Genomic DNA, 23608 nt, shown 5'->3' on the forward strand with positions numbered 1-23608 from the left:
GAGGGGTTGGGGTGAGGGTTTTCTTCTTATTTACCCGCCTCAAACCCAGTCGCTTTGTAAACCGCGTCAATGGTTTCCTTGCCAATGCGTTCTGCCATTTCGGTATGGACAGGCATCAGGGCGGCTTGCAGGGCTTTGATTTCGTCTTCGCTAGGCACGTAAACTTCGGTTTTACCGCTGGCTTTTACCGCTTCCAATGCTTGGTCGTTGTCGGCTTTGGCGATTTCGTTGGCGTAGTCGGTGGATTCTTGCATGGCTTCATCCAGTGACTTGCGCACGTCTTCCGGCAGTTTGTCCCAGAAATCCTTGTTGGTGATAACCGCATAGCCGAGGTAGCCGTGGTTGGTCGCGCTGGCGTGCTTTTGCACTTCGTGCATTTTCTGGGTGTACAGGTTGGAAGGTGGGTTTTCAGTACCGTCCACAACGCCGGTTTGCAGAGCTTGGTAGGTTTCAGAGAACGGCATGACTTGCGGGTTTGCGCCGAGCGCCCGCATTTGTGCTTCAATCACTTTGGAAGACTGGATGCGCATTTTCAAGCCTTTGAAATCATCCGGGGTTTTCAGCGGCTTGTTGGCACTCATTACCTTGAAACCGTTATCCCAGAATGCCAGACCTTTCACGCCTTTGGGTTCGAGTTTCGCTAACAGGCTGGCACCGACTTCACCTTTGGTGACTTTGTGCAGGTCTTCGTAGTTTTTAAAGATGTACGGCAGGTCGAATACTTCAAAATCTTTCACCCCCAATGGGCCGAATTTCGCCAGTGACGGTGCGAGCATCTGGACCGCACCCATTTGCAGGGCTTCCATTTCTTCCTTGTCTTTGTAGAGGGTGCTGTTGGCGTAAACTTCAACCTTGACCGCACCTTTGGTTTTTTCTTCAGCCAGTGTTTTGAACTTTTCAGCCGCTTTACCTTTCGGGGTATCGGGTGCAACCACGTGGCTGAACTTGATGACGATCGGGTCAGCAGCGTAGGAATACATGCTGAACAAGCCAAGGGCAACAGCAGTCGTCAGGGTTAACAGGGTCTTTTTCATCTCTCTCTCCAAGTGAATTGCGGTTAAACACGGATTCAGTATTGGAAGAAACGTGCCAACAGTGCGGATTGCACCAAAGTCTTTTTATTTTCATTAATAAACAATGTGTTGGGATTGGTTTGATCGTTGGGTGTTAGGGCTGGCGAGCTGACAAACGGCGGATTTCCGCCGAATGCCTAGGGGTGGGCTGGCGGATTTTCGCCAGTCAAGGTGATTTGCTGGAAGGTTAGTCCGTATTTCTGCAAATACACCCGCAGGCGGTGCGAATCGTTCGCGCTGGCACGTTGTGTGCGGCTGATATTGAACAGGGTACGTCCCGCATCCGCAAGACTTTTGGCGGTGCGGCACACGCGGATGACTTCCGCCAATTGCACCCGGTCAAAATGGTCGATGGTTTCCAGCACCTCATCCGCCACGAATTCGCGCAAGATGCTATCGGTATTGTTGCTGGCTGCCGTCTCCTGAAAACTGCCCCAGTCGTAGCGCAAGCGGCGGATTTCTTCCGTCACGCTTTCTTCAGTAATCCGCCCGCCATTCGCCAGCGTTGCCATGCGCGTAATGCTGGAGTTGAGGTCGCGAAAATTCGCCCGCCAAGTTGCCGCTGGGGTTTGCGCAAACGCTAGGTATTGTTCCCGCGCCGCTTTGTTGAAGCTGACTTTGTGCCCGACTTTGCGGGTGAATTGCTGCAATTCGTATTCGATATTCGCCTCCAAATCTTCGAGGCGGTGGCGCAGACCGGGGAGTTCGTATGTCCACAAATTGATACGAGCCAGCAAGTCTTCGCGGAATTTGCCGTCGCGCACGCGCTGAAACAGGTCGCGATTCGTGCCTGCAATCAGTTGGAAATCGCTGCTAGTTTCCTTGTCGCTACCGAAGGGGGTGAATACCTTGTCTTCGATGGCGCGGAGTAGCATGGCTTGTTCGTCCAGCCCCAGTTCGCCGATTTCGTCCAGAAACAGCAAACCCTTGTCGGCTTCGCGCAGCAAGCCGCTGCGGGCGGTGAGTGCGCCGGTGAACGCGCCTTTCACATGCCCGAACAGCGCGGACATGGCATTGTCGCCGCGCAAGGTGGCGCAGTTGACTTCCACCAGTTTGCCACTGACTTGCCCACGTTGTTTTTTCAGCGTGTAAATGCGTTTGGCGAGGCGCGATTTGCCGACACCTGTAGCACCCGTGAGTAGGATCGGCGCGGCGGAGCGGATGGAGACTTGTTCGAGTTGCGCAATCAGGGCGTTGAAAGCAGGGTTGCGGGTGTCGATGCCGCCTTTCAGGTACGCTATGCCTTCCTGTGCTTCACGCTCGAAGCGGCTGGCGATTTGGTCGTAGCGCGACAGGTCGAGGTCGATGATTTGATACGTGCCCTGCACGCCTTCCGCACTCGGCGACGTTTGTAGCAACTTACCGGGGATGTAATTGGCTTCGGTGAGCAGGAATAGGCAGATTTGCGCGACGTGCGAACCGGTGGTGATGTGCACGTAGTAGCGGTGTTGCTCCGGGTCGAAACGTTGCTGGCGGGTGAATTCGTGAAGCTGGTTATAGACTTGCTCGAAGTCCCACGGGTTGGCGTAGTCGACTACGTAGGAGGTGATGCTGGCGTGCGGCGCAAGGTCGCGCATGTCACGCAGGGTGACAGCGGCAAGTTCCACTTCGTCGAGGTGATGGATGAGAATGAATTCATCCACCGGAAATTCCGGGTGCATGAGGATGCTGACCGACGGTCGCCAGCGCGAGTGGCGGCGTTTGCCTAAGCCCTGCTGATCAAGGCGCGAACCGAGGATGCTGATGACGGTGTTCATGTTGCTGCATTACTCCCCAGCAATCACTAACGCTTTGTCGATCAGTTTGGGGCTGAGATGAGCGTCGGTTTGCTGAATAATTTGCAGATACGGTTTAATGGTGGAGATGAGTTGGTTTTCTTTGGCTAACAGCAAGATACCGACACTGCCGATAATGTGAATGTCGTTACGCAATGCCGCTTTTCGCGCCCGTAAGTCATCAATGAGCAAGCGGTCGGCATGTTGTTTTTTATACAATGCCATTGCTTGCAGTTCACCATTGCCTAACCCTTCGGTGGTAATCACGAAATCGTGTAGATCAATCGCCAACACTTTATCTTGTAAATAGTGCCGTAGCCTGTCTGCTTGGGGTTTGCCTTGAACAGTTGCTTCTTGAAACACGGCGGGAGGTACACGAACCTTTGCAAACAAAGTGTCCAGCCAGCCCAAGCCGTCGCACGCGGCTATAGCAACCAGTGGTGAGGTATCGGCAATGACTAGCATCAGCAGGTTAACCGAAAATCAGCCAGCTCGGCTTCCAAGTCTTCGGGCGTGTAGTTGATGGTCGGAATGTCGTGTTTTTTGCACTCTGCCATGAAGGTGTAGCGGTCAACGCCTGCCAGTTCGGTTGCAGCACCTGCGGACAGCTTTCCGGCTTGGAATAGTGCGAGAGCGGCGTACAGCTTGAGAATACTGGCAATTTCCGGCTTGGTTTTATCCAGCCCGAAGTATTCGGGGATGTCCATTGTGATTTGCATATTAGGTATTCCTCGTGGAAAGGTGCTGTTTCCATTCTATAGAGACTGGGATTTTCCGGCAAAGGGTTTGTACGTGCGGTTTCATGCGGTCACTGCCTGCACCGCTGCTGCGCTGAAATCCGCTGCCACTTGCCGCTGTTCCGTCAGCAAGGTTTCCAGCGTGTCGCACAGTGCCATTAATTCATCGACTTGCGCCACAATGCGGTGTTGCTCTTCGAGTGGGGGGAGTGCAAGAACAAGACTTCTAATTTGCTCACGAGATACATTTTTCATGGAGCTACTTGTTCCTCCTGCAACCTGAGCATAATAATTTCGTGCGAAATTAGAGCTATTTACTAAGATAATGAAGTTCTTATTCGTCATGGATGTAAAAATAAAACGTATAATTTTGTCACTAAGCATCAATTTTGTTGGAGTGTTTTCAGGAACAATCACGGCTCTAGCAACTAATTCAGCAGTATTTGCTCTAGAAATTAAAAAATCGCCTGCTCTGACTTCATACTCAGGTTTTGGGTCTAAGTTTTTAGGCAGTTCTTTATTTTCTTCTGGTTTGAATATCCCCCAAGTAACTGCACTAACTTTTAACACCCCCCAGTTGCCTTGCTGTCGTGGTATTGACTCACATGTTGGACTCCATCCCGCGTCAGAACCTAAAGCTAAGTAATCCAATCTTATCCATTCCCAGCCATTCGGCGACTCAAATGGCTTCTCTTCGTCTTTGATTTTTGCCAATGACTTTTGGCGTTTTATTTTTCCTTCGAGGATTAGGCATTCTTTTTCGGCGGCGATTTTCTCCAGCAACACAGATGCAGGTTCGTCGTTGGGGTCTTGTGGAACGAGTTTGCCCATAACGGCGAGTTGAAGAATCAGCTCGCGTAATTTCGCTATATTTTCGAGTGCTACGGTGCGGTCTTTCAGTTTGCCGCGTCGCATGTCGCTGGGTAGCGGTAAGTTTGCGCCGTACAGGGTGTTGAAATGGGTGGCGATGCGTTGCCAGTGCTGGTCGAAGACCCTCACCCCAACCCCTCTCCCGGAGGTAGAGGGGCTAAGAGAAACAAGCTCTTGCTCCCCCTCTACCTCTGGGAGAGGGGGCTGGGGGGTGAGGGTCTTCGAGGAGAACGCCATCACTGCCTGAATCACCGCCGTATTCGCCTCCAGCAAATTACGCGCCTGATCATCCTGTTGCGCTTCGAGCTGATCACACAACACCATCAATTCATCGACCTTCGCCACAATCCGCTGCTGCTCTTCCAGCGGCGGAAGCGGAATCAACATTTGGCGTAAACCACTTAGAGGTACGGTTTTTTGAGCAATACCAGTCGCCACTTGTGTTGCATAATCAACAGCATACTTTGAGGATAACACTAACGGTAAATAACTATTAGGGCTTGATTCTGTTGATTTCAGTATTGCTATGTGACGTTGAACACAAAAAATCTCATCGCTATTTATGTAAACAGGGATGCCATATGAGCCTGTAACAGTATAAAGAATATCGCCTTTTAACGGCTTTCTGCCCCAGTCTAATGCTTGATAATATTCATCTGATACAAAACGACATTCATCTAAAAAAAGCCTTCCTTTGTTAACATTTCCTATCACTAAAAAAGGAATGCCATTTTCAGTTTTTGGAGGGGGCTGATGATCACCATCTGTAACAATAGCCAAAAGATCAGTCAACAATACCCATTTCCATTTTATTGGCAAATCGAAAGGTTTTTCTTTCCCTATTGATAAAGGCTTTTGGCGTTTGATTTTTCCTTCGAGGATTAGACGTTCTTTTTCGGCGGCGATTTTTTCAAGCAACACTGATGCAGGTTCGTCGTTGGGATCTTGAGGGACGAGTTTGCCTTGTACGGCGAGTTGCAGGATGAGGGCGCGGAGGTTGGCGATGCCATTCGGCGCACGCGCAAACAGCGGAAACTGCGCCACAAAAGCCGCAAGGTCAAAGTGAGCAGGCTCTGGAGAGTGAGGGGTATTCTTCATTTTTTTGTCGCCTTAACCGTTTGCTCCAACGCCTGCAACTCCTCTAAATCCTGCGCATCCGCCACCAGCGCCGCCTCACGCTTACGCCGCGCATCAAATTCCGCATAAATTTCAGCGACTTTTTTTTCCATCTGCGCGTGACTCTTTTTTCCTGGTGTTTGCAAAATGGGCTTCTCGTTAAACAGCAGCAGACTGTTCACGGTATTACGCCAATACTGCAAGGTTAGGTCTTTGCGCTCTTTCACCCGTAACTCGGCGGATTCCAAAAAGATCATGACCAAGCGGTTCAGGCTATCCACTTCATCCGCCGTCAGGTAATTTTTAGCGATGGTTATATCAGCCTTACGCACCACATTCCCCGCAAAAGAGGTGAGGTTCATATTGGGTGCGTTGGCATCAGCACGTTGCAAGATGATTTCCGCCGCCGTATGCCCCGTCACCGCATACAGCAGCTTGTTTTGTGTCTCCGCAAAAAACATCTGCGTGGCTTTATCCGTCGCGTCGTAATCGGATGACAACATTAGCAGGTCGCGTACTTTCTGGTAAAAACGCTTTTCCGAAGCGCGGATGTCACGGATACGCGCCAACAACTCATCGAAGTAATCGGCTCGACCATCAGGGTTTTTAAGACGCGCATCGTCCATCACAAACCCTTTGATCAGGTACTCTTTCAGGTGCGTATTTGCCCATTTCCTGAACTCTGTACCTCGCGAACTACGCACCCTGAACCCAATTGCCAGCACCATATCGAGCGCATAAAATTTTACGTTATACGGCTTGCCGTTGGTGGCAACTATTAAGTAATCCTTAATAGTTGATTCTGGCAATAACTCGCCTTCTTTCAATATATTGCTGATGTGTGTGTTGATATTTGGAACAGAGGTGGCAAACAGTTCTGCTAATTGGTTCTGATTCATCCACACATTGCCGTCACGCGCATACAGCGATACAGCGGCTTTGCCATCTTTGGTGTGATAAATGATAAGGTTTTGTTTATCTTCAGTATTCATGAACGTTCCTTCCCTATTTCTGCTGTAACGCCGCTGCCAACACCGCCTGTAACTGCCCCAACGTCGCCTCAATCTCGGTCTGCAACGCCCCATGCCGCGCCAACAACGCATCAGGATCACCCAAGGTCGATGCCTTAATGTGCGGATTCGGGCTGTCGAGGTTGTAAATCGGCCAGTAAATCCCATCCGCCTTGGCTCGCGCCTGCTTTTCCGCCTCCAACGCCTGCTCACGCTCAAGCTGATACTGCTCAATTTGCGTATTCAACGCCACCTTGCCCTCAGCATCCGCGTCTTTCAACTGCGCTTTCAGCTCCTTAATGGCGTGCGCCAGATTACTAACCAGCAAACGTTGCGCCTTGGCTTCATCGTTATACGGCTTGGCTTCCGCCTGCTTATCGGCTTTCAGCGTGCCGAAGGGTACTTTCCATGCCTGCGCATTTTCCACGCGCCCTTCACGTTGCGCACCGCCCCACCACGCGGCACACGCAGCAAATTCTTCCACCCGCAGCGGACGGGTTTTGTTATACGCCTTCACCCCCGGCGGCAACTGCATTTCGTAGTACCAAATATCGCGGGTCGGCTCGCCTTTTTCCAAAAATAGCAAGTTGGTTTTGATGCTGGTGTAAGGCGCAAACACCGAATTCGGCAAACGCACCACCGTATGCAGGTTGCAATCGCGCAGTAGCATTTCCTTGATCTTGGCTTTCACGCCTTCGCCAAACAGCGTGCCATCCGGCAATACCAGTGCCGCCCGTCCTTTGTCCTTGAGGATATGCACAATCAATTGCAAGAACAGGTCAGCCGTTTCGCGGGTCTGCATATCGTCATGAAAGTTCTTTTCAATGCCATCCTCTTCCATGCCCCCAAAAGGCGGATTGGTCAGCACCACGTCAAAGCGTTCCGTCGGTTTCCAGTAATCGCGTTTCCGTGCCAGCGTGTTGTCACGCATAATCTGATCAGGAACTTCAATACCGTGAAAAAACATATTGGTAGTACACAGCAAATGCGGCAGCGGCTTCTTTTCCACCCCAAAAATCTGGCGTTGCAAGGTGCGGTGAGCGGTGGCATCACCCTTAACCTCATGGCGATTCACATGCTCGATGGTGCAAGTCAAAAAGCCACCCGTGCCACACGCGGGGTCAATCACCCGTTCACCCAGCTTCGGGTCAGTCATTTGCACCATGAATTCGGTCACAGAACGCGGGGTATAAAATTCGCCCGCATTGCCCGCGCTTTGCAGGTCTTTGAGCAAGGTTTCGTAGAAATCGCCAAACGCATGACGGTCATCCAGACTTTCCAGCTCCAACTCGTTGAGCTTGTTGATCACCGCCCGCAACAACGTGCCGTTTTTCATGTAGTTGTAGGAATCTTCCATCACCTTTTTGACCACGAAGCCACGCGGGTTATTGGTGTGGGTCGCAGACAGGTTTTTCAGGGTAGGAAACAAAGTATCGTTGACGAATTTCAGCAAGGCTTCGCCAGTCTTTGGATTCTGTTTTTCTTCGCCTGTATCTGGGTCTGTAATGGTTGTCGCTGCCCATTCACTCCAGCGCAATTCGGCAGGCAAGGCGGGTTGGTAGTCGTTGCTTTCCGCTTCTAAATCCAGTTCCTGCTCGTCAAAGATACGCAAGAACAGCAACCACGCCATTTGCCCTAAGCGTTGGGCATCGCCGTCAACACCGGCATCCTTGCGCATAATGTCTTGAATGGATTTAACAATCGTACTGATCGACATGGCATTCCTTGTTTGGGGGGCAAATCAAGGCGCGATAATAGCACTTTTGGAAGACCCTCACCCCCCAACCCCCTCTCCCAGAGGTAGAGGGGGAGCAAGAGGTCGTTTTTCTTAGCCCCTCTACCTCTGGGAGAGGGGTTGGGGTGAGGGTCTTCAGGAATACAATTGCTGCTCCAGCACTTGCAGAGCTTCGTCGTATTTGGCGCGTCCGCCGAAGGCTTGCATGATTTGGCGCGGTGTACCCAGTTGTTTGATCGGCTCTTGCTGAAGCGCCTCAATATCCTCAAGGCTTTCCACGCCTTGCTCGACGTATTTATCCAGTGACGCTGCCAGCACTTTGGCGGCTTGCTCCCCGTAGCGGGTAAACACATCACGCTTTTTGACTTGTAAGGCGCGATCACGGCGCGTCAGCGGCGGCTGGTCGTAGACCACATGGCAAATCAGGTCGAAGGCATCCAGCTCTTTCCCTACCTTGTTTTCCAGCTCATCCCAGATAACCCCGTGGGTTTGCAACTCGGCAATGATGGCGCGTTTGCGTTCGGCTGCGTTCCAGTGTTTCAGGAAAGAATCCAGATTGCGGTAATGCTTGCTCACGGCTTGGCGGGTGTAATCGCGGATGGATTCTGTCACCAGCCCGTCTTTGCCGTAATACTGGGTGCGTTCTAGCACGACTTCAACGGATTCGCCCTCGATGTAATATTTCACTCGCGGCTGGGGCGGCTTAGGGTCAACGACTGTGCCGTCGTCGTTATCGTCAGGTGGTGTTGGGTCTGTATCATCGAGATCGGTTTCATCGGGATCAACCGTACCATCATCCTCACCGCTAGGGGTGTAAACCCGGACAGGTTCACCATCAAACGCATCATCCTTAAAGTTTTGGGTCGCGCCCTTGAAGTCGATAATCGTGAACCATGTTTTGCCGTAATCCTCATCAATGCGCGTACCTCGCCCGATGACTTGCTTGAACTTGGTCATGGATTCGATGCGCTGATCCAGCACAATCAGCTTGCAGGTTTTGGCATCCACGCCGGTACTCATCAACTCCGACGTGGTGGCGATGACCGGATAAGGTGAGCCTGAATCAATGAAATACGACAACTGCGCCTTGCCCTCGGCATTGTCGCCAGTGATTTGCATGATGTAACGCTCATCTTCCGCCACTTTGTCACCATTGAGGTTTTCCAGTGCCAGTTTCATGCGGTTGGCGTGATCGACATCCGCGCAAAACACGATGGTTTTATCCATGCGGTTGGTGGCTTTGAGGTGCTGGGTGATGATGCGAGCAACGGCTTGGGTACGTTTCTCAACCACTAACGAACGGTCAAAATCCCGCTGGTTAAAAGTACGCGCTTCAATGACTTTGCCGTATTTGTCTTTTTCACCGGGCTTGGGTGTCCAACCTTCTTTATCAAGGTCAAAATCAATCCGCACCACTTTGTAGGGCGCAAGAAAGCCGTCATCAATGCCCTGTTTGAGCGAGTAAGTGTAAATCGGCTCACCAAAATAATAGCTATTGGAAACGGTAGTGGTTTCTTTGGGTGTGGCTGTCAAGCCCAAGTGTGTCGCACCGGAAAAATAGTCCAGAATTTCACGCCATGCGGAATCTTCCGCCGCACTGCCACGGTGGCATTCATCAATCACAATCAGGTCAAAAAAGTTGGGCAGGAATTGCTTGTAAATCTTTTTGGCTTCGTCGTTGCCAGTGATGGCTTGATACAGCGACAAATACACCTCGTAATGCGTTTCCACCTTGCGGTCTTCGATCTTGGTCATGGTCGCGCCAAACGGGCGAAAGTCGTTGTTTTTGGTTTGATCGACCAGAATATTGCGGTCAGCCAGAAACAGGATGCGCTGTTTGCGCCCCGCCTTCCACAAGCGCCAAATGATCTGGAACGCAGTAAAGGTTTTACCCGTGCCGGTTGCCATGACCAGCAAGACGCGGTTTTTGCCTTGGGCGATGGCTTCAATGGTCTTGTTGATGGCTTGCATCTGGTAATAACGCGGGGATTTGCCGCTGCCATCGTCGTAGTAATCTTGCCCCAACAGGGCTTGCTGGTCGGGTTGGTAGTCTTTCCAACGACACAACTTATCCCACAACACGCTTGGGGTGGGAAATTGGTCGAGGGTCAGTTCAGTATTGGGTTGTTCCAGATTGGTTTTGTCATGAAAGATAAAGCCATCACCGTTGGAGGTGAATACAAACGGTACATCCAGCATCAGCGCATAAGCTCGCCCTTGATCTTGCCCCGCGCCGATACTTTTGGTGTTCTTCTTGGCTTCAATAATCGCCAGCGGAATATTGGGCTTGTAAAACAGGGCGAAGTCGGCGCGTTGCGGTTTGCCACGGCTGCTGACTTGCCCGCGCACATGAACCTTGCCAGCCGTCAGTGGGAATTGCTGGAAAACCTGTGTCATCACATCCCACCCCGCTTTGTGCAAAGCTGGAATGATGTATTTGGTTTCCATGTCCGTTTCGGATTGTTGCCGCTTGTCCATGAGTAGCCCTAACTCGTGTACGGTTGAAGAGGTGGCTAATATAACATCGGCACGTTATTGGGTATAAAAAATATTACGGGGCAATAGGCAACATTAGATGCAGGCAACTTCTACCAAACAATCATAAAACGTCGCCGCATTCCCCAAGTCGGTGAGGGCTTGGCTGGCAACTTCATTGCAGTTTTTGCCATCGCGCCCCATTTTTTTCCACCAGATCGAATACGCCACCACCACGCCGGGGCGGATGCGCTCAGTGATCACTGCTTTTACCTGAAATTCACCGCGCTCATTGAAGACCCGCAGGTCTTGTCCTTCCTGAATGCCACGTTGGGCAGCATCCACCGGATGCATTTCTAGGGTTGGCTCTGGTTTTTTGGTACGCAGGCTATCCACATTCACAAAGCTGGTGTTGAGGAAATGCCGGTCAGGTGGGCTGATCAGCATCAGCGGGAAACGTGCCGCCAAGGCGGGGTTGCTTTGTGGCGACTCATACGGTGGCAAATAATCCGGGAGCGGGTCTAAGCCCAATGCCGCCAGTTCGCTGGAAGCAAATTCACAACGCCCCGATGGGGTGGGGAAACCGCCTTTAGCAAACGGTGCATCGGCTACCGCGAGCTTTTGCCAGCCTTGGGTTTGTAGCGTTTCCCATGCTATGTCACGGGTGTGGGCATGATCCCAATGGAAGGCTTGCTTGGCAATGGTCATGTCATCTTCCTGCAAGCACGCATCCGTCAGCCCCATGCGGGCTGCTATCAGGCGGAATATTTCAGCATTCGGCTTGCATTCACCCAAGGGTTGGATAGCCGGATTACTGAGCAAGATGTAACGGTGTCCATACGATTTGTGGATGTCGCCATGCTCCAATTGCGTGGTGGCGGGTAACACAATATCGGCATAATCGGCGGTATCGGTCTGGAAATGCTCCAGCACGACGGTAAACAAATCATCGCGTGCAAAGCCCTGTGCCACCTTGCTGCTGTCTGGCGCAACGGCGACCGGATTGCTGTTATACACAATCATCGCTTCGATTTTTGCACCAAACGCAGCATCACCGGGATGGAGCAACGCATCGCCAATCGTGCTCATATTGATGGTGCGAGGTGTGCCATTTGGGCACAAATCGGGGCGGTCGAGTGCATCACGATTGACGGGAAAAAAACCGGAACTGGACATGAGCAAGCCGCCTGCGGGATGCCGCCATGCCCCCAACAGCGAGGGTAAACAAGCCACTGCCCGCACCGCATTGCCACCGCCACGCACGCGCTGCAAACCATAACCCAAACGGAACGCAACTGGCGATTTATCGACCAATGCGGTTTTGCCCAATAAGCTTGCTAAGTCTTCAATCGTTGCCACCGGAATACCGCAAATGCCCGCGACCCGCTCTGGAGTGTAGGATGCGGCACGTTCGGCCAGTTGCTCAAAACCCACGGTGTAGTTGTCGATATAATCGTGATCAAGCCAGCCATCGCGCACAAAAATATGGATTAAGCCCAAAGCTAAAGCGGCATCCGTTCCCGGCAATACCGCGATGTGTTGGTTGCATTTTTGCGCGGCAAGGGAACGGTGCGGATCAATGGCGATCAGGATTGCCCCGTTGCGTTGCGCCGCTTGCGCCCGCAGCCAGAAATGCACGCTGGTGGTGATGGGGTTGCTACCCCAAATCACAATCAGGCGTGAATGGCTGTACTGATCCATGTCCATGCCGACCCCTGCGCCATAGGTGGTACGCATTCCGGCAGCACCTGCACTGGCACAAATGGTGCGGTCTAGTCGTGACCCACCCAGTTTATTGAACAAGCGTGCGGCCATGCCTTCACTTTGCACATAACCCATGGTTCCGCCATAGCTATACGGCACAATCGCTTCGGGTGCGCGTTGGGCAATCGTCGTGAGGCGGGAGGCAATTTCATCCAATGCCTCATCCCAGGTAATGCGGACAAATTTGCCTTCACCCTTGTTACCCATACGGCGCATCGGGTACAGCAAACGGTCTTTGTGGTAGGTACGTTCGGTATAGCGCGTGACCTTGGTACACAATACACCGTCAGTGGCGGGGTGGTTCGGGTCGCCTTCCACCTTAATGGCTCGCCCTACTTCATTCACCGTCACCAACATCGCGCAGGTATCCGGGCAATCGTGGGGGCAAGCAACACGGACGACAGTAGACATAGCAGCACCTAAGGTTAAATCCAATTAGCCCCAGCTTAAACAATCAGCTTTAGCCCTTCAATTCACTAGTAAACATATCTTTCATCATAGACATCTTCATGGCTTTATCCTTGCAAATCGTAGGTCAAACCTATAAATTGCAAGGATGATTACACGGCACATCACATCCATTGTCCAGCAAGCTCTCAATCGTCAGGCTGCTGTTGCCCTTATCGGCCCACGTCAGGTGGGCAAAACCACCTTGGCTTATGAACTGGCGGATACACGCCCATCGCTTTACCTTGACCTTGAATCGCCCGCTGACCGTAACAAGCTCAGTGACCCGGAACTGTTCCTTGGGCAGCATGAAGACAAGCTGGTGATATTGGATGAGATCCACCGCGTACCGGAATTGTTTCAGAGCCTACGCGGGCTGATCGATAAAGGGCGACGCATCGGCAAACGTACTGGGCGATTTCTGATTCTCGGTTCGGCCTCCATTGACTTGCTGCGTCAGTCCAGTGAAACGCTTGCTGGGCGTATCGAGTATGTGGATATGGGGCCACTAGATATACAGGAGGCCGGGGAAAGCAATGCTGATCTTAACCGCCTCTGGCTACGCGGCGGTTTCCCTGACAGTTACCTTGCGGCGAATGACCGTGACAGTCTGATCTTGCGGGAAGCCTTCATCCGCACGTATTTGGAACGCGATGTGCCACAGTTTGGCTTTCGCATCCCCACCGAAACCGTGGAACGCTTGTGGACGATGCTCGCGCATCAACAAGGCGGGTTATTGAATGTGTCGCAACTGGCGGCATCGCTGGGGGTTAGTTCGCACTCAGTCAATCACTACATTGGCTTGCTGATGGATTTGCTGCTGGTGCGGCGTTTGCAGCCTTACCATGCCAATGTTGGCAAACGTTTGGTCAAATCCCCCCGCGTGTATATCCGCGATAGCGGCTTGGTTCATGCGCTGCTGCGGCTCGGTGATTTGAACACCTTGGCTGGGCATCCGGTCGTGGGGGCTAGTTGGGAAGGTTTTGTGATTGAGAACCTGTTGGCGGCAGCCCCACGGCGCACTCAGGCTAGCTTTTACCGTACCGCTGCCGGTGCCGAAATGGATCTAGTGTTGGAATTGGGTGGTGAACACGGTCTGTGGGCAATAGAGGTCAAACGCAGCCTTGCACCCGCACCCAGTAAGGGTTTCCATCATGCAAGGGAAGACCTGCAACCGGCACGGACGTTTATCGTTTACCCCGGACAAGACCGCTACCCGTTAAGTGCTGGCGTAGAAGTCATCAGCCTACGTGAACTGGCGGGAGAGCTGACCAAGCTGCCGTGAAGGAATTATCCAACGCTATAGCGGCAACGCCGTCTTATCCACCACCCGCCGCAATACAAAGCTGGAATGCACCCCAGTCACCCCCGGTATACGGGTAATGCGGTTGAGCAGCAATTCCTGATACGCATCCATATCCTTCACCACCACTTTGAGCTGGTAATCAGCGGATTGCCCGGTGATCAGCAGGCATTCCAACACTTCAGGGATGGCGGCGATGCGAGCTTCAAAGGTATCGAAACGTTCCGGCGTGTGCTGATCCATCGAGATGTGGATCAAGGCCATCAGCGACAAACCGAGCTTTTTCGCATCCAGCAACGCCCGATAGCCGGTGATGAAGCCCGCTTCTTGCAGCAGCCGTACCCGCCGCAAACAGGGCGATGGCGACAGCCCAATGCGGTCAGCCAAATCCTGATTGCTGATGCAGCCGTTGTCTTGCAGCACTTGCAGGATGTGCCAGTCGTAGCGGTCGAGTTGCATGATTATTCCATTGGTGATTTGATTTAAGCAATTTACTGCCAATACGATAGGTTTTTACCCCGCAAAACGCAATCGCCTGCCACGCCGTTTCTTTTAAACTAACCGCATTAACTACTAGAGCAGCGTGCCATGTTGAAACAGCCTTCCACCAAATATAAGCCGTTCCCGCCCGTCGCATTGGTTGATCGCCAATGGCCGAGCCGCACCATCACCCAGCCGCCAATTTGGATGAGTACCGATTTGCGCGACGGCAATCAGGCGCTGTTCGAGCCGATGAATGTAGAACGCAAAATGCGCATGTTCCACACGCTCTGCGCCATCGGTTTCAAGGAAATCGAAGTTGCCTTCCCTTCCGCCTCGCAAACCGATTTTGATTTTGTGCGCGAGCTGATCGAAGGCCAGCACATCCCCGCCGATGTCACCATCGAAGTGTTGACGCAGGCGCGGGAACACCTGATTCGGCGCACGATGGAATCCTTACGCGGCGCACGCCGGGCGATTGTGCATGTCTACAATGCCACTTCCCAGCCATTCCGCGATACCGTGTTTGGCATGAGCAAGGCGGATGTGTTGGGCATGGCAGTGTCAGCGGTGGAATTGATCAAGCAATTGGCCGCCGACCAGCCTGAAACCGAGTGGGTATTGGAATACAGCCCGGAAACCTTCAGCGCCACCGAACTGGACTTTGCCCGCGAAGTCTGCGATGCCGTGACCGCTGCATGGGGTGCAACCCCCAACAGACCCGTGATCCTCAACTTGCCCGCCACGGTCGAAATGGCAACACCGAATGTGTACGCCGACCAGATTGAATGGATGCACCGCCAGCTTGCCCGCCGCGACAGCGTGATTCTCAGCGTGCATCCGCACAATGACCGAGGCACAGCGGTAGCCGCGACAGAATTGGCGTTGTTGGCTGGGGCAGATCGGGTCGAAGGTTGCTTGTTCGGCAGCGGCGAACGTACCGGCAATGTCGACATCGTGACTTTGGCATTGAACCTCTACACCCAGGGCATTGCGCCCGGTTTGGACTTTGCCGACATCAATGCGGTGGCGCGGACAGCGGAATATTGCACGCAATTGCCGATTCATCCGCGTCACCCGTATGTAGGTGATCTGGTGTTTACTGCATTTTCCGGCTCGCATCAGGATGCGATCAAGAAGGGTTTGGCGGTGCAAACGGCAGAGTCGTTCTGGAATGTGCCGTATTTGCCGATTGATCCGGCGGACGTGGGGCGCAGTTACGATTCAGTGATTCGCGTCAATAGCCAGTCGGGCAAAGGCGGCATTGCGTACTTGCTGGAAAGTGCTTATGGCATCGTGATGCCGCGCCGCTTGCAGGTTGAATTTTCCAGCGTGGTGAAAGACCACACCGACCAGCACGGCTGCGAAGTGAATGCCAGTGATATTTGGAGCATTTTTGCCGCAACGTATTTGGATACTGCCAAGCCCGTGCGCTATTGCGAACACCATTTGTTTGAACAGGGTGATGCGCAAGGCATCCGTTTGGTGATTGAGCGGGACGGCATTCAGCACGAATTGACGGGTACGGGCAATGGACCAATTGACGCAGCAGTTCACGCCTTGCAGGGAGCAGGCATTCGCGTGCAAGTGCGCAGTTACGAGGAGCGTTCTATTGGTGCAAGCCTGGATGCGGGTGATGCGCAAGCCTGCGCTTTCATTGAATTGCGACAGGCAGGCGCGGGCAGCAGTGCTGAATGTTACGGCGTGGGGATTGACGGCAATATTATTACCGCGTCCATCAAAGCCTTGGTCAGCGGGGTGAATCGGTTGTCGGCATGATGGCGGTAGATCTTCAAACCACCCACCACACCAGCCGCTCCACCCCCAGCGCACACACCACGAAACTGTGCAAACGCAACTGCTGCCGGTACTTGCTTTGCAAGCCGTCACGATAAGCCAGCACCCGTTCCCGCCCTTCGCGCAAACGGCTGGCAACGGGTGGTAAGGCTTCCAGTGCAGCCTGATCGGGGGTGGCAAGTTCCGCTGCCGTCATCCCCAATTCTTTCAAACCCACGTATTTGAATTCGATCAGAATGTCCTGCAACTGTTGGAAATGGCGCATATCCGGGCGGATCAGCATCGTCAAGTCGGCATAACCGTCACCGATTTCCGCTTCCGAATCCATAATGTACGTCGCCTGCTCAAACAACAGGGTCAGGAACGCCGCCTTGATGGTGAGTTCATTGAGCCAGCGGTAATCGCGCTTGCTGAACACCGGGAAATATTGGCTTTCGACCAGATGGCACAAGGGCGCAATGTCCGCATGACCCAGCAAGGACTTCACCGCAGCCTGATGGTCATGCCAATCCAGTTGCGGCACCAGCAAGGCTTGCAAGCGTTCGGCATACAGGCTGCGGATCACCAGATTGGGCACAACCAGACAGGACTCGCCGAATGCATTGGCTTCACGGCGGAAGGTCAACACCCCAAAGTAATACAGCAAGGATGCCATGAAATCAGGGTCTTTCTTGACCTGCAAAATGTCATGTACCCCAAAACGGTCTTGCAATTCCTGAATCGCAATGTCTCCCTGCTGGCTCAGCGCGGTCATGATCAACTGATCGCCTCCCGGCAAATTGGCAATGTAACTGAGCTTGTTACGATCCATTGACAGGTTGCTGTCCAGCATCCGGCGCGGATACGCACACCCGGTTTGCAAATGCCCCAAAAAGTACAAAGCCAAGGTCGGGTTATACACGCCATCTTGCTGCGGTTCCGGGCAGAAACGGTAGCCGTTGTAGAAATCACGCATCAAGCTCAAAGTTTCATCCGCAAACGGTGTGGGAAGCTGGCAGGCTTGGGTCACGCCCTGCACAAACTGGCTGATTTCACCTTCTGTAAACCCGCATAAGGTATTGAAACGTTCTTCCAGATAAATATTGGTCGCCACATTGTAGCCGCTGCTCATGTCACTCATGACAATCGGTGCTACACCCGTGATAAATACCCGGTCTACCCCCTGCCCAGCCGCCGCTGCCTTGATGTTTTTGAACAGCGACTTGAGTACGCCTTCCCCCATCAGCAACGCCGCATAACGTGAATCGTGGCTGGGGTAATGTTGGCTCACCATAATTTCATTGGCGAAATTGTCATATTCGTCAATCAGCAAATAGAGCTTGTATGGCGTTTGGCTAACGACAGCCACCAGTGACTGGAAAGAAGCTAAAGCATTGTCAGTATTGATGATTATCGGGGTCGGCAACAAGTCTTTGTAGTCATCACTGAACTTGCGGATATTGCCGTTCAGGTAATCAAACAGATTGGCGGTAATCTTATTGGCATCTCCTTCCGGGCTGACCGCTGAAAAATCCCACTTCATCACCAAGTAACGGTTATGCAAAGGGGTTGGATTCTGCCCTATCGCCAACTTACCGAAGATTTCCTCAAAACGGCTGGCTTTGTTGAGGTCGTAATAGTTTTCCAGCATCGACAGCAACAGCGACTTACCAAAACGGCGCGGACGCAGAAACAATAATTGCTTGCCTGCATCCTCCAACAACGGCAGAAAAGCGGTACGGTCAACGTACTCGTAACCTTCGCTAATAACTGCTTCAAAGTTGGCGATGCCGTAGGGGAATTTCATGCGACTGCCTCGTAACCGATGTATTTGCAGAAATATAGCATAGCCATTAAGCCGCCATGCCCTTTTGCACCAGTTTGGCAAACGAGCTAGGGTTGCGCGAACAAATATGCACCTTGCCACGCCCGCTAAAGCGCAACACAATGCCTTCGCCACTGGTGGCGCTATTGACCAGATTGCCAAACATGCCGCCTAAGCCACCACCAGAACTGCTGGTGGTGACGGAAATTTCGTAGTGTAAGGTGCTGTCCCAGCACACGACGTGGGCGTTATCAATGATGAGGTCTTTGCCCGGTTCAACGTCCAGCGAGAACATTGCGCCAAAACCGGAAACCACCACCTGCCCCGTCCCCGATGTTTCCATGACGAAAAAGCCGCCGGATTGTGCAAATAACGCATTGCCGACGCTTTGGGTACGCACTTTCATTTCGGTGCCAGACGTGGCTGCGACGAATGCGCCATCATTCAGCAAATATTGGCGTGCGCCCACGTCGATGATTTCCATGCCACCGGGTAGTGCAGGGGAAAGCAGGCAATCGCCATCCCCACGTAGCGCTTCGATGTGTTGTTGGAACAAGGTTTCGCCATTGGTGAAACGGCGCATCAAGGCACTGCCTAAGCCACCGGTCATGCGTCCTTTCAGCTCAAGATTGGCTTCCATCATCACCATTGCGCCGGATTCGCAGTAAATTTTGTCGCCTTTCTGCATGGAAACGTGGAGGAATGGGTCAACTTCGCCGGTAATGGTAAATACTGTCATGGTGTCGCTCTCTGTTTTGAAGGTATTGCTTACCAACGGTACGCCGCGCCTGCGTACCCACCCCACACCGTGTTGCTCTCGATGATTGGGCTGTCTGCAATGGCGCTGCCATAGCTGTTGGCGCTCACGTTGCCCACCAAGGTCAGACGGCGGCTGAGTGGCTTTTCCATTTTAACGCCAACTTTTAGGGCGAGTGAATCATCTGCCTGATAAGCGGGGCGATCGGCTTTGGCTTCAGCAGCATCCACGCCCACGTAGTAGTCGGTGAGGTCGGCAGAAAGCCATTGCAATTCGGCATACGGGCGCAGGTTGAGCGGCATGTCGGGGTGATGGGTGTAACGCAATTTGGCTTGTGCACCTTCGTGGGCGGCGACATCTTGGGCAAAGTCGGCGGAAATTGTACCAGTGGTGAGTTTCCACACGCTACCAACCCGCAGGTTGATGGCGCGATCCAGCTCTGCCATGTCTTGCAGTGCGGCACTGTCGCCACGTTCGGCGTCCCATTCATCCAGCCCAGCACCGATATAAAACTCACGTGCTGGGGTAGCACTGAATGACCATGCGGGGCCAGTGATGTCAAAGCCGTTTTCTTTGATGATCACGGGTTTGACACCGATTTGCGTATCGCCACCCACGAACGGGGATTGGTCAACAGTGGCGGCAAGCCCGATATTCCACTGGCGCGGCTCAGCAGCGTTAGCGGGTGTCTGGACGGTTGCTAAGAAAGCGAGTGCGGCACACAATGCGTACTTCATGTCATATCCTCGGTTCAAGTTTAATGAAATCCAGCAGTACAGACCTTATCTTACCGATGCTTCAGCAACACCTTGGCACAAGCATTGCGATTGCGCGTGTTGATGCTGTCAGTGGCGGCTGTATCAATCAAACCAGTACGGTAACACTTGCCGATGGCAGCCGCTATTTCCTCAAAGTGAATCAGGCCAGTTTGCTGGAAATGTTTGCGGCAGAAGCGGATGGGCTGCACGCCATTCGCGCCAGTGCCAGCCTGCGAGCACCTGAGCCGTTGGGTTGTGGGGTGCAAGGGCAACAGGCGTATCTGTTACTGGAATATTTGCCACTGCAAGCACACGGTGATCAGCAACAGGCGGGGGCGCAACTCGCAGCGCTGCACCGCCATACTGCCGCGCAACACGGCTGGTTTCGCAGCAATACCATCGGCGCAAGCCCGCAGCGTAATACCCAAACGCACGACTGGGTGCAATTCTGGCAACAGGAGCGCTTGGGTTTTCAGCTTGAGCGGGCGCGACGTAATGGCTACCCGCCGCGTTCTTATGAACAAGGTTTGAGCTTGAAAGCGGGCATGGGTGCATTGTTTGCCGATTATCAGCCCTCGGCGTCGTTGTTACACGGCGATTTGTGGGGTGGAAATCTGGCGTATTTGCCGGATGGTAGCCCAGTGGTTTTCGACCCTGCGGTGTACTACGGCGACCGCGAAACTGACCTGGCCATGACCGAGCTGTTTGGCGGATTTGGGGCAGACTTTTATGCGGCGTATAATGAAGCTTGGCGTTTGAATCAAGGCTATGCGGTGCGTAAGACGCTGTATAATTTGTACCACATCCTAAATCACTTCAACCTGTTTGGCGGTGGCTATGGCGAGCAGGCGGCAGGCATGACCGAGAAACTGCTGGCAGAAATCGGCTGAAGCACTGTCAAAACAACGTAATGAATCACCTGAGATAGCGGTCATGAGCGTATTGAACCCCTTGTCCTTGAGCCAGCGACGGATGCCGGACAAGCAAATGTTAACCGGTCTCAGCCGTTTCCAACGGATATTGTTGGTGGCGGACGGTACGGTGACGGAAATGCTGGAGCAGTATCTAGCAGAGAAAATCAAGGTCTTGAAGCTGCACGAAAAAATTGCCAGCGATACCAATGACATTAACCCCAAGCATCAGGCTTCCTTGGGGAGGGATGATGTGGGGCCAGTCATGCGGCGGGAAGTGTTGCTACAGGGGCAACACACTCTGCAAGCTTGGCTTCATGCCGATTCCACGCTCGTGCTGAATCATCTGGAGCAAGGTTTTCGCGCTGATCTGCTGGCGTCACGTGAGCCGATAGGGCGCTTGTGGGAAAAGTATCAGGTCGAAACGTTCAAAAGTATTGTGGATTTTGAAAAACGCCCAGCAGGTGAGTTGGCAGAATACTTTGGGATTTCCCCGACAGAAACCCTGATTTCCAGAACCTATGCGGTGTATTCCGGTGGCAAGCTGATTATGATCATTACCGAAACATTTCCCGCCTGTTTTTTCCAGGATTAGTGTTTCTACAGAGGGCTGGCAGAAGTGGTTTGCTGAGCTTCAAGCTCCGCAAGCCGTTTTTCCAACGCTTCCAGCTTTTCGCGGGTACGCAGCAATACCGCTGACTGAATCTCAAATTCTTCCCGCGTCACCAGATTCATCTTTTGCAAGCCGCCTTCGAGCAGGCCGCGCATATTCTTTTCCACGTCTTCCTGCATATTGCGCACCGGTTCGGGCAGCAGTGCTGAGAGTTTCTTTGCCAGATCGTCAAGGTTGCCAAAGTTTTGCATACGTTTTCCTTAGTGCTGAGTGGATGCCCCGGATTGTAGCAAATTCGGTAAGTGTGCGGGTATGCCTTAGGCTTAGTGCATTAAATCCGATTGATGCACTGTTATGGTGCTTGATAACGCTCCGAAACAGGGATAAAGCCGCTAAATAGTGGTGAGGCGGCTTCTGAGTGATTGGCACGTCAATTGCAACATGCCTAGCGTTAAGCAATTTAGTTGGCATCCCTAACTAGCAAGGAGTTAGTTCTATGAAAATGGTCACAGCCATTATTAAGCCATTCAAACTCGATGACGTGCGCGATGCGTTGGGTGATATTGGCATTAAAGGCATCACCGTCACTGAAGTAAAAGGTTTCGGGCGTCAGAAAGGTCACACCGAATTGTACCGTGGCGCAGAGTATGTGGTGGATTTCCTGCCTAAAATCAAGCTCGAAGCCGCAGTAGCTGAGTCGCAAGTGGAACAAGTCATTGAGGCGATTACTAAGTCTGCGAATACGGGAAAAATCGGTGATGGCAAGATTTTTGTCACCTCAGTAGAACAAGTTATCCGCATTCGCACTGGCGAAAGCGGTAAAGATGCACTGTAAGAAAGGGGGAATTCCATGAATATTCGTCTTGGTTTAACGATGTTAGCAGCCGTGCTGGGTTTTTCCGGTGTGGCAATGGCTGACGAAGTGGCGGCTGCTCCAATACCCGATAAAGGGGATACCGCGTGGATGATGCTGTCCACCTTGCTGGTTATTCTGATGATTATACCGGGTGTGGCATTGTTTTACGGTGGCTTGGTTCGTGCTAAAAACATGTTGTCAGTGCTGACCCAAGTGATGGCTATTTTCTGTATGATTTCGCTGTTGTGGGCGATTTACGGTTATTCTCTGGCATTCGGCGATGGCGGCAGCCTGAACTGGATGATTGGCGATTTCTCCAAAATGTTCCTCGCTGGCATTACGGCTGACAGTACTGCGGCTACCTTTACTGATGGGGTAGTGATTCCTGAGTTTGTATTTGTTTCCTTCCAGTTGACGTTTGCGGCAATTACCGTGGCACTGATTGTGGGCGGTTTGGCTGAACGGGTGAAGTTTTCTGCCTTAATGGTGTTTGGTGCACTGTGGTTCACCTTCTCTTACCTGCCTATTACACACATGGTTTGGGCAACTGGCGGTTACTTGTTTGAAGCGGGTGATTTGGACTTTGCGGGTGGCACAGTTGTACACATCAATGCGGGTATTGCGGCTCTGGTTGGCGCAATTGTATTGGGCAAGCGGGTTGGTTTTGGACGTGACCCGATGCAACCACACAATCTGCCAATGACTATGATTGGTGCATCGTTGCTATGGGTAGGTTGGTTCGGTTTTAACGCCGGTTCTAATCTGGAAGCCAATGGTGGCGCAGGTTTGGCTTTCATCAACACCATTCTGGCGACAGCGGCTGGTGGTATGGCCTGGATGTTCGCTGAGTGGTTATTGCGTGGTAAGCCTTCCATGCTGGGTGTGGCTTCTGGTGTCATCGCTGGCTTGGTTGCGGTAACACCAGCAGCAGGTTTGGTGGGGCCGATGGGCGCTATCGTGCTGGGTGCTATTGCGGGTGCATTGTGCTTGTGGGGCGTGACTGGTCTGAAGAAAATGCTGGGCTACGATGATAGCTTGGACGTTTTCGGCATCCACGGTCTGGGCGGCATCATTGGTGCGATTGGTACGGGTATCTTTGTTTCCCCAGCTTTAGGCGGTGTTGGTGTAGACGACTACTCTATGGGCGGGCAAGTCATTACCCAAGCAACCGGTGTATTGTTAACCATCGTTTGGTCGGGTGTCGTGAGCTTTGTATTGTTCAAACTGATCGACATGACCATGGGGCTGCGCGTATCGGAAGAAGAAGAACGCCAAGGTTTGGATACGGCTTCTCACGGTGAGCGTGCTTATTCCATGTAATTAATAG

At 52.5% G+C, this 23608-nt stretch carries 20 protein-coding genes; 6 read left to right on the forward strand and 14 right to left on the reverse strand.

Going from position 1 to position 23608, the window contains the following annotated elements; all coding sequences use genetic code 11:
* Window positions 1-26: 26 nt before the first annotated feature.
* From L2Y54_RS05960 to L2Y54_RS06000, 9 genes are all read right to left on the reverse strand, one after another.
* Complete coding sequence (locus L2Y54_RS05960) at window positions 27-1034, reverse strand: TRAP transporter substrate-binding protein (protein ID WP_236500882.1); 1008 nt, start codon at window positions 1032-1034, stop codon at window positions 27-29.
* Window positions 1035-1210: 176 nt separating this feature from the next.
* The gene (rtcR, locus tag L2Y54_RS05965; RefSeq protein WP_236500883.1) at window positions 1211-2830 is read right to left on the reverse strand and encodes an RNA repair transcriptional activator RtcR; all 1620 of its coding nucleotides are present in this window, start codon (window positions 2828-2830) and stop codon (window positions 1211-1213) included.
* 9 nt (window positions 2831-2839) lie between these two features.
* Window positions 2840-3313, reverse strand: coding sequence for a PIN domain-containing protein (locus L2Y54_RS05970; RefSeq protein ID WP_236500884.1), 474 nt, complete (start codon window positions 3311-3313; stop codon window positions 2840-2842).
* Window positions 3313-3567 carry a UPF0175 family protein gene (locus tag L2Y54_RS05975; RefSeq protein ID WP_207253048.1) on the reverse strand — a complete coding sequence of 85 codons (255 nt, stop codon included), beginning with the start codon at window positions 3565-3567 and terminating at the stop codon, window positions 3313-3315. The genes L2Y54_RS05970 and L2Y54_RS05975 overlap by 1 nt, the downstream gene beginning before the upstream one ends.
* 81 nt (window positions 3568-3648) lie before the next feature.
* Window positions 3649-5553 (reverse strand): restriction endonuclease subunit S, encoded by a 1905-nt coding sequence (locus L2Y54_RS05980; protein ID WP_236500885.1) that lies wholly within the window; start codon window positions 5551-5553, stop codon window positions 3649-3651.
* Complete coding sequence (locus L2Y54_RS05985) at window positions 5550-6563, reverse strand: virulence RhuM family protein (RefSeq protein ID WP_236500886.1); 1014 nt, start codon at window positions 6561-6563, stop codon at window positions 5550-5552. Before L2Y54_RS05985 ends, L2Y54_RS05980 begins: the two co-directional genes overlap by 4 nt.
* Before the next feature lie 13 nt (window positions 6564-6576).
* Window positions 6577-8298 (reverse strand): class I SAM-dependent DNA methyltransferase, encoded by a 1722-nt coding sequence (locus L2Y54_RS05990; RefSeq protein WP_236500887.1) that lies wholly within the window; start codon window positions 8296-8298, stop codon window positions 6577-6579.
* Window positions 8299-8451: 153 nt separating this feature from the next.
* On the reverse strand, window positions 8452-10794 hold the full coding sequence (hsdR, locus tag L2Y54_RS05995; protein ID WP_236500888.1) for an EcoAI/FtnUII family type I restriction enzme subunit R: 2343 nt from the start codon (window positions 10792-10794) through the stop codon (window positions 8452-8454).
* Between the two features lie 93 nt (window positions 10795-10887).
* A complete protein-coding gene (locus L2Y54_RS06000; protein ID WP_236500889.1) occupies window positions 10888-12966 on the reverse strand; it encodes a molybdopterin-containing oxidoreductase family protein in 2079 nt (692 codons plus the stop codon).
* A gap of 145 nt (window positions 12967-13111) precedes the next feature.
* On the opposite strand from L2Y54_RS06000, the gene L2Y54_RS06005 reads away from it, so the two are divergent.
* Window positions 13112-14287, forward strand: coding sequence for an ATP-binding protein (locus L2Y54_RS06005; RefSeq protein WP_236500890.1), 1176 nt, complete (start codon window positions 13112-13114; stop codon window positions 14285-14287).
* 15 nt (window positions 14288-14302) lie between these two features.
* On the opposite strand, the gene L2Y54_RS06010 is transcribed toward L2Y54_RS06005, so the two are convergent.
* Window positions 14303-14764, reverse strand: coding sequence for an Lrp/AsnC family transcriptional regulator (locus L2Y54_RS06010; protein ID WP_414718445.1), 462 nt, complete (start codon window positions 14762-14764; stop codon window positions 14303-14305).
* 129 nt (window positions 14765-14893) lie between these two features.
* On the opposite strand from L2Y54_RS06010, the gene leuA reads away from it, so the two are divergent.
* Entirely contained in the window at window positions 14894-16564 is a 1671-nt protein-coding gene (leuA, locus tag L2Y54_RS06015; RefSeq protein ID WP_236500891.1) for a 2-isopropylmalate synthase, read from the forward strand.
* 13 nt (window positions 16565-16577) lie between these two features.
* Here leuA and L2Y54_RS06020 read toward each other — a convergent pair whose 3' ends face one another.
* Genes L2Y54_RS06020 through L2Y54_RS06030 form a run of 3 tightly spaced genes read right to left on the reverse strand, consistent with a single transcriptional unit; the run spans window position 16578 to window position 19880 of the window.
* Window positions 16578-18368, reverse strand: a complete 1791-nt coding sequence (locus L2Y54_RS06020; protein WP_236500892.1) for an AAA family ATPase — start codon at window positions 18366-18368, stop codon at window positions 16578-16580.
* 46 nt (window positions 18369-18414) lie between these two features.
* Entirely contained in the window at window positions 18415-19125 is a 711-nt protein-coding gene (locus L2Y54_RS06025; RefSeq protein ID WP_236500893.1) for a TIGR00266 family protein, read from the reverse strand.
* 29 nt (window positions 19126-19154) lie between these two features.
* Entirely contained in the window at window positions 19155-19880 is a 726-nt protein-coding gene (locus L2Y54_RS06030) for a MipA/OmpV family protein (RefSeq protein WP_236500894.1), read from the reverse strand.
* 23 nt (window positions 19881-19903) lie between these two features.
* Here L2Y54_RS06030 and L2Y54_RS06035 point away from each other — a divergent pair, with 23 nt between their 5' ends.
* Window positions 19904-20791, forward strand: coding sequence for a fructosamine kinase family protein (locus L2Y54_RS06035; protein WP_236500895.1), 888 nt, complete (start codon window positions 19904-19906; stop codon window positions 20789-20791).
* A 43-nt stretch (window positions 20792-20834) separates the two neighbouring features.
* Complete coding sequence (locus tag L2Y54_RS06040; protein WP_236500896.1) at window positions 20835-21407, forward strand: chorismate--pyruvate lyase family protein; 573 nt, start codon at window positions 20835-20837, stop codon at window positions 21405-21407.
* A 5-nt stretch (window positions 21408-21412) separates the two neighbouring features.
* Here the strand turns inward: L2Y54_RS06040 and ubiK are convergent, their stop codons facing one another.
* Window positions 21413-21676: a ubiquinone biosynthesis accessory factor UbiK gene (gene ubiK / locus L2Y54_RS06045; protein WP_236500898.1), complete on the reverse strand. Its 264-nt coding sequence runs from the start codon at window positions 21674-21676 to the stop codon at window positions 21413-21415.
* Window positions 21677-21921: 245 nt separating this feature from the next.
* Between ubiK and L2Y54_RS06050 the strand changes: the two genes are divergently transcribed.
* Both L2Y54_RS06050 and L2Y54_RS06055 read left to right on the forward strand, forming a co-directional pair.
* Window positions 21922-22260 carry a P-II family nitrogen regulator gene (locus tag L2Y54_RS06050; protein ID WP_236500899.1) on the forward strand — a complete coding sequence of 113 codons (339 nt, stop codon included), beginning with the start codon at window positions 21922-21924 and terminating at the stop codon, window positions 22258-22260.
* A gap of 15 nt (window positions 22261-22275) precedes the next feature.
* The gene (locus L2Y54_RS06055) at window positions 22276-23601 is read left to right on the forward strand and encodes an ammonium transporter (protein ID WP_236500900.1); all 1326 of its coding nucleotides are present in this window, start codon (window positions 22276-22278) and stop codon (window positions 23599-23601) included.
* Window positions 23602-23608 lie beyond the last annotated feature (7 nt).

It is taken from the genome of Thiothrix winogradskyi, assembly GCF_021650935.1.
In the GTDB taxonomy this organism is placed as follows: domain Bacteria; phylum Pseudomonadota; class Gammaproteobacteria; order Thiotrichales; family Thiotrichaceae; genus Thiothrix; species Thiothrix winogradskyi.